Raw genomic sequence first — 5,438 nt, 5'->3', positions numbered from 1 at the left:
TCGAGCGTGATCTTGTCGTTGCGGAACACCACCGGGTCGGCGCCGAGTTCGCCGAGGAAATGCACCAGGTTGTAGGTGAAGCTGTCGTAGTTATCGATGACGAGGAGTTTCATTCCGGCCACTTGCTCCCTGTAGCCCTTCTATCACCGGGACGCTGCTGGTCTAGCACCTATCCCGACCAACCACCGGGTCATTCCCGCCACGGCAGGAACCTCCGTTTCGGTGTCAGCCTCGCCATCGCCTCGTCATGCTCATTGCCCGATCCTCGCCTCGCCGGCATAGCGCAGCGCTTCCTCGGCGGCGCTGAACAGCGCACGGGCCTTGTTCTCGCACTCGAGCTGCTCGAGTTCTGGCCGGCTGTCGGCAACGATGCCGGCGCCCGCCTGCACGTAGATTCTGCCGTTCGCGACAATCGCGGTGCGCAGCACGATGCAGGTGTCCATGCTGCCGTCGGCGCCGAAATAGCCCACGCAGCCGCCATAGATGCCGCGCCGGTCCTTTTCGAGTTCGTCGATGATCTCCATCGCCCGCACCTTCGGGGCCCCCGACACGGTTCCCGCCGGAAAGCCGGCGGCCAGCGCATCGACGAAGTCGTGCTTCGGATCGAGTTCGCCCACCACGTTTGAGACGATGTGCATCACATGCGAGTAGTACTCGAGGAAGAACTTGTCCGTAACCTTGACGCTACCGATCTTGGCCACGCGGCCAACGTCGTTCCGCCCGAGATCGAGCAGCATCAGGTGCTCGGCCAGTTCCTTGGGGTCGGACAGCAGTTCTTCGGCCAGTTCCTTGTCCCGTGTCGGGGTCGAGCCGCGCTTGCGGGTGCCGGCGATCGGCCGGATGGTCACCTGGCCCTTCTCGAGCTTCACCAGGATTTCCGGGCTGGAGCCGGCGACGGCAAACTCGCCGAAGTCGAGGAAGTACATGTAGGGGGAGGGGTTGGTGCGGCGCAGCGCGCGGTAGAGCGCCGTCGGCGGCAGCGTGAACGGCGCCTCGAAGCGCTGGCTCAGCACCACCTGGAAGATGTCGCCGGCCCGGATGTACTCCTTGGCATCCCCGACCATGCGGGCATACTCGGCAGGCGTCGTGTTGGAGGTGACCGCCACGGAGTCGACCTCGGGCGCGCTGGCCACATAGGGCAGGGTGCGTCCCAGCCTGGCGACGGCGTCGTCGATGCGCGACTGGGCGCTCTCCCAGGCCTGGCCGGCCTCGACGCCGGGCCGCACGTAGACCGGGGCCGTCACGTAGAGTTCGTCCTTGAGCGTATCGAAGACGGCCAGCACGGTCGGACGCATCAGGATGGCGTCGGGAAACCCCAGTCCGGGCCCGTGCCGATCCGGCAGGACCTCCATCAGGCGAACCATTTCGTAGCCGAGATACCCGTAGATCCCCGCCGCGGTCGAGGGCAGGCCGGCCGGCACGTCGGCCTGGCTCTCCGCCACGAGGGCGCGCAGCGCATCGAGCGGCGACTCGGCGATCGGCGTAAACGCCTCTGGCTCGAGGCCGGCATTGCGATTGATGCTGGCCTTGCCGTTGACGACCTTGAGAATGACGTCCGGATCGAAACCGATCATCGAGTAGCGGCCGCGCGTCGCCCCATCCTGCACGCTCTCGAGCAGGAAGGTGTTCCGCCGCCCTTCGGCGAGCTTCAGATACGCCCCGATCGGCGTCTCGAGGTCGGCCACCACGCGCCGGAAGACGATCTGCGCCCGTCCCGACCGGTAGGCGCTGGCAAACTGGCCAAACGGGTCGCTTGCCATCACTGACCCGTCGTGTCGAGCGCCAGCAACTGGGTCAGCGCCTGCTGGTTGAGCTGCAGCCCGGCCTTGTCGCGTAGGCCCGCGACGAAGTCGGCATAGAGGGCGTCGCGCGTCGAGTCCTCGATGAGCTTGACCGAGTCCGGCGTCGCTTCCGCACTTGTCGCGGCCGTCACGTCGACCACCTGGAAGATCACGTGGTCGCCGTCGCCGTTGACCGCCGATCCGAAATGGATGGGTCCACCGTTGAAGATCTGCTGCGCCACGGCCTGGTTCAGCACGCTGGTGCCGTCACCGTCGCGGGTCAGCGGCTGGCTGAGGATCGGGAACTGGTTGAGTGCCACCGCGATATCCGCGAACGGTGTGCCGTCCCTGAGTTGCTGCATGATCGTGTCGACCTCGGCGGTGATGGCCTCGTCGGTCTTCTTCTGGGTCCATGCGGCGGTCACTGCGTCGCGTACCTCGTCGAGCGTCTGGTCGCGCGCGGCCTCGATCGACTTGAGGTCGAACCACACGTTGCTGTTCGATCCCAGGGTCACGGTCGGCGCGAGGTCTCCCTGCTCGGCGGCAAAGATCGCGCTCGCCACCTTGGCCCGGTCCGCTTCCGCCACGTCGGCGAGTTCGCCACCGCCGGCGGTCACCGCAACCGTCTGCACGGGCAGGCCGAAGCGTTCGGCAATGTCCGCCAGCGGCCGGAACGCGGCCCGCAGTTCCTCGATCTGGTCGAGGACATCGGTGAACGCGTTGCGGGCTTCGGTCAGCGCAAGCTGCTGGGCGATCTGGTCGCGCGAGTCCTCAAGGCTGATCTGACCGCCGGCCTCGATCGCCGAAACGGTGATCACACGCTTGCCGCCGATCCCCTCGATGACGGCGTAGTCGTCCACCGCCAGGCCGAAAGCGGTGTCGGCCAGCGACGCGTCGCTGATCTCGGCCTTCGACAGCGTGCCCAGGTCGCTGAACGCCAGGCCCGTCTCGACCAGCAGTTCGCCGATGGTCTTGCCCGAGGCCTTGCCCAGCTCGAACCACTTCTCCTGCTGGGGCGTCTTCAGGGCGATCTGCTTGATGGTCCGCTTCTCGACCTTGATCCGGCTCTGCTTGGTGCGCTCGTACTCGGCCGCGATCTGTTCGTCCGGGATGGTCTTGGTCGCGGCGATCACCTGCGGGGTCAGCACCAGCAGGTCGACCGTGCGGCTCTCCTGCGTGCGATACCGCGTCTGGTTCTCGGCGAGATAGGACGCCAGTTCCTCTTCGGTCGGGGCGGCGATCTCGGGCAGCCCCTGCGCGTTGAGCACGAAGTAGTCGACCGTGCGCTTGTCGCCCTGGTAGCGGGTGATCAGGTTGACCGCGGCCTGCGGCGTGGGCGAGCCGCCGAAAAGTCCGCTGGCCAATTGCTGGCGGCGGGCGGCGTTGCTCTGCAGGTCGATATATTCCTTTTCGGTGAAGCCGTTTTGCTGCAGCACCCGGGCGAAATTGGCCGGGTCGAAGGCGCCCAGCGTGCCTGCAAAGCTCGGGTCCTCGCGCACCAGCTTGCCCAGGCGCTGCTCGGACACCCCGATGCCGAGGTCCTTGCCGAGCTTGTTGATCGCCGCTTCCGAGCCGAGGCGGTTGAGCACCACGGAGGGCAGGCCGAAGGCGAGCGCCTCCTCGTTGGTCGGCAGGCGGCCGATCTGCTGCGCCAGCGTGTTCATCTGCAAGTCGTATGCGCGCTGGAAGTCGCGCACCGTGACGTCCTCGCCCGCCACCGTCGCAACCGTGTTGGCGCCAAACTGGAAGATCACGTCGTAGATGCCAAATCCGGCAAGCCCGACGATGAGGACGGCACCGAGCACCTTGCCGAACCAGGTTTGGGCGATCTTGCGGAGGGCATTGAGCATCGGGACACATCCAAAATGGCCGCCTGACCGGACGGGAGGCGGATACTAGACAGGGTCGTCAATGTGCTGCAAGGCACATGCGAGCGGGGTTATGGCAAAGCTCCGGTTTAGGCAAGTAGCAGCAGGAGAAGACGGTGGCAGACAAGATCACCCCGCTCATCGCGGGCAACTGGAAGATGAACGGCACCAGCGCCTCGCTTGCCGAGATCGCAAGGCTCGCCGGGCTGCTCGCCGCGGGCCCGCCTCCGCGCTGCACGGTGCTGATCTGCCCGCCGGCCACCCTTCTGGCCCCGTTGACGGCCATCGCCGCGCCCGCCGGCATCCTCACGGGGGGGCAGGATTGCCATCCCCGGCCGAGCGGCGCGCACACCGGCGATATCGGGGCACCGATGCTGGCCGATGCCGGGGCGCGATACGTCATCCTCGGGCACTCCGAACGCCGCGCCGATCACGCCGAGGGCAGCGAACTGGTGTGCAGCAAGGCCGCGGCGGCCATCGGCGCCGGGCTGACGCCCATCATCTGCGTCGGCGAAACCGAGGCGGAGCGGCGGTCGGGCGACGCCGAAAGGGTCGTTGCCACGCAACTCGCCGCCTCCGTTCCGGGCGATTGGGGCGGCTGCGGCATCGCGGTCGCCTACGAGCCGGTCTGGGCGATTGGGACGGGGTTGACACCCACCGCCGCCGACATCGCCCGGATGCATGCAACCATCCGGCAATTGCTCGAGGCCCGCTTCGGCGCGGCCGGCGCGGGCGTGCCCATCCTCTACGGTGGCTCGCTCAAGCCCGGCAACGCCCGCGACATTCTGGCCATCGAAAACGTCAATGGCGGTCTGGTTGGTGGCGCGAGCCTCTTGGCAAACGACTTCCATGCGATTATCTCGGCCGTGTAGCAGCGGACCGTCGCCGAACAGCGGCGGCGGTTGTTGCTGGCTTTTCGTATGGCGCGCGTGTAGAAGGCGCGCCCAACAGACATCCGAAGCCCACGGGTTCCCATGGCAAACGTCCTGCTTGTCGCCTATCTGCTGATCGTGCTCGCGCTGATTGCGGTCATCCTGCTGCAGCGGTCCGAAGGCGGCGGACTGGGCATGGGAACGGCCAACTCCAACGGCCTGATCAGCGTACGCGGCACCGCCAACCTGCTGACCCGCACGACGGCCGTACTCGCCGCGCTGTTCTTCGCGACCGCCATCGGCCTGACCATCCTGGCCGAACTCGACCGCCCCGCCGAGACCATTCTCGACCAGGCCGCCGAGGGAGCCGAGCAGCCGGCCACGGTGCTGGACGCCATCAACCAGCTGCAGCAGCAGACTGGCGGCGACCTGCCGGTCCCGGCGGACTCCACCGCTCCCGCGACCGAGACGGCTCCGGCTGCGTCTGCCGACCCGGGCCTGCCCGTGCCGCAGGAGGCAGCGCCGGCCGCCGAGACTCCGGCGGCCACGGAGCAGCCCGCGGCGCCCGCCAACTGAGGCAGGCCCGCCAGTGTACCGGCAAAGGGGATGGCGACATCCCCTTCTTCTTTTGTGTGGGGGCGTTCCCGCGTTGCGAGCCGCGCCCTTCCGAATCACTGTTTCGACCTCATAAGGTGAAGGCCCATGGCTCGGTACGTTTTCATCACCGGTGGCGTGGTTTCCTCGTTGGGCAAGGGGCTGGCCTCCGCCGCGCTTGGGGCGGTGCTGCAGGCGCGCGGCTACAAGGTCCGGCTGCGGAAGCTCGACCCGTACCTGAACGTCGATCCCGGCACCATGTCGCCGACCCAGCATGGCGAGGTGTTCGTCACTGACGATGGCGCCGAGACCGACCTCGACCT

4 protein-coding genes and 2 pseudogenes are annotated in these 5,438 nt (G+C 67.2%); 3 read left to right on the top strand and 3 right to left on the bottom strand.

The annotated features are described in order from the left end of the window. The 3 genes and pseudogenes from ACE3TU_RS18460 to ACE3TU_RS18450 form a co-directional block, all read right to left on the bottom strand. A pseudogene (locus tag ACE3TU_RS18460) lies at positions 1 to 113 on the bottom strand (aminodeoxychorismate/anthranilate synthase component II); the annotation flags it as partial. Positions 114 to 251: 138 nt separating this feature from the next. After that, entirely contained in the window at positions 252 to 1,760 is a 1,509-nt protein-coding gene (gene trpE / locus ACE3TU_RS18455) for an anthranilate synthase component I (protein ID WP_374626879.1), read from the bottom strand. Then, entirely contained in the window at positions 1,760 to 3,631 is a 1,872-nt protein-coding gene (locus ACE3TU_RS18450) for a SurA N-terminal domain-containing protein (RefSeq protein WP_374626877.1), read from the bottom strand. Before ACE3TU_RS18450 ends, trpE begins: the two co-directional genes overlap by 1 nt. A gap of 134 nt (positions 3,632 to 3,765) precedes the next feature. On the opposite strand from ACE3TU_RS18450, the gene tpiA reads away from it, so the two are divergent. The 3 genes and pseudogenes from tpiA to ACE3TU_RS18435 all read left to right on the top strand — a co-directional run. Next, positions 3,766 to 4,521 (top strand): triose-phosphate isomerase, encoded by a 756-nt coding sequence (gene tpiA / locus ACE3TU_RS18445; RefSeq protein ID WP_374626875.1) that lies wholly within the window; start codon positions 3,766 to 3,768, stop codon positions 4,519 to 4,521. Between the two features lie 102 nt (positions 4,522 to 4,623). Then, positions 4,624 to 5,097: a preprotein translocase subunit SecG gene (gene secG / locus ACE3TU_RS18440; protein WP_374626873.1), complete on the top strand. Its 474-nt coding sequence runs from the start codon at positions 4,624 to 4,626 to the stop codon at positions 5,095 to 5,097. A 126-nt stretch (positions 5,098 to 5,223) separates the two neighbouring features. Next, positions 5,224 to 5,438: pseudogene (locus ACE3TU_RS18435) on the top strand (CTP synthetase); the annotation flags it as partial.

The sequence above is a fragment of the Devosia sp. genome (assembly GCF_041917035.1).
GTDB lineage: Bacteria > Pseudomonadota > Alphaproteobacteria > Rhizobiales > Devosiaceae > Devosia_A.
Note: the sequence above shows the minus strand (reverse complement) of the source record. Positions and strands in the feature narration are given on the sequence as shown.

What these genes read in the sequence shown, in the direction of transcription:
- trpE (WP_374626879.1), bottom strand. Translation starts at nt 1,760, where the DNA reads ATGGCAAGCGACCCGTTTGGCCAGTTTGCCAGCGCCTACCGGTCGGGA.
- ACE3TU_RS18450 (WP_374626877.1), bottom strand. Translation starts at nt 3,631, where the DNA reads ATGCTCAATGCCCTCCGCAAGATCGCCCAAACCTGGTTCGGCAAGGTG.
- secG (WP_374626873.1), top strand. Translation starts at nt 4,624, where the DNA reads ATGGCAAACGTCCTGCTTGTCGCCTATCTGCTGATCGTGCTCGCGCTG.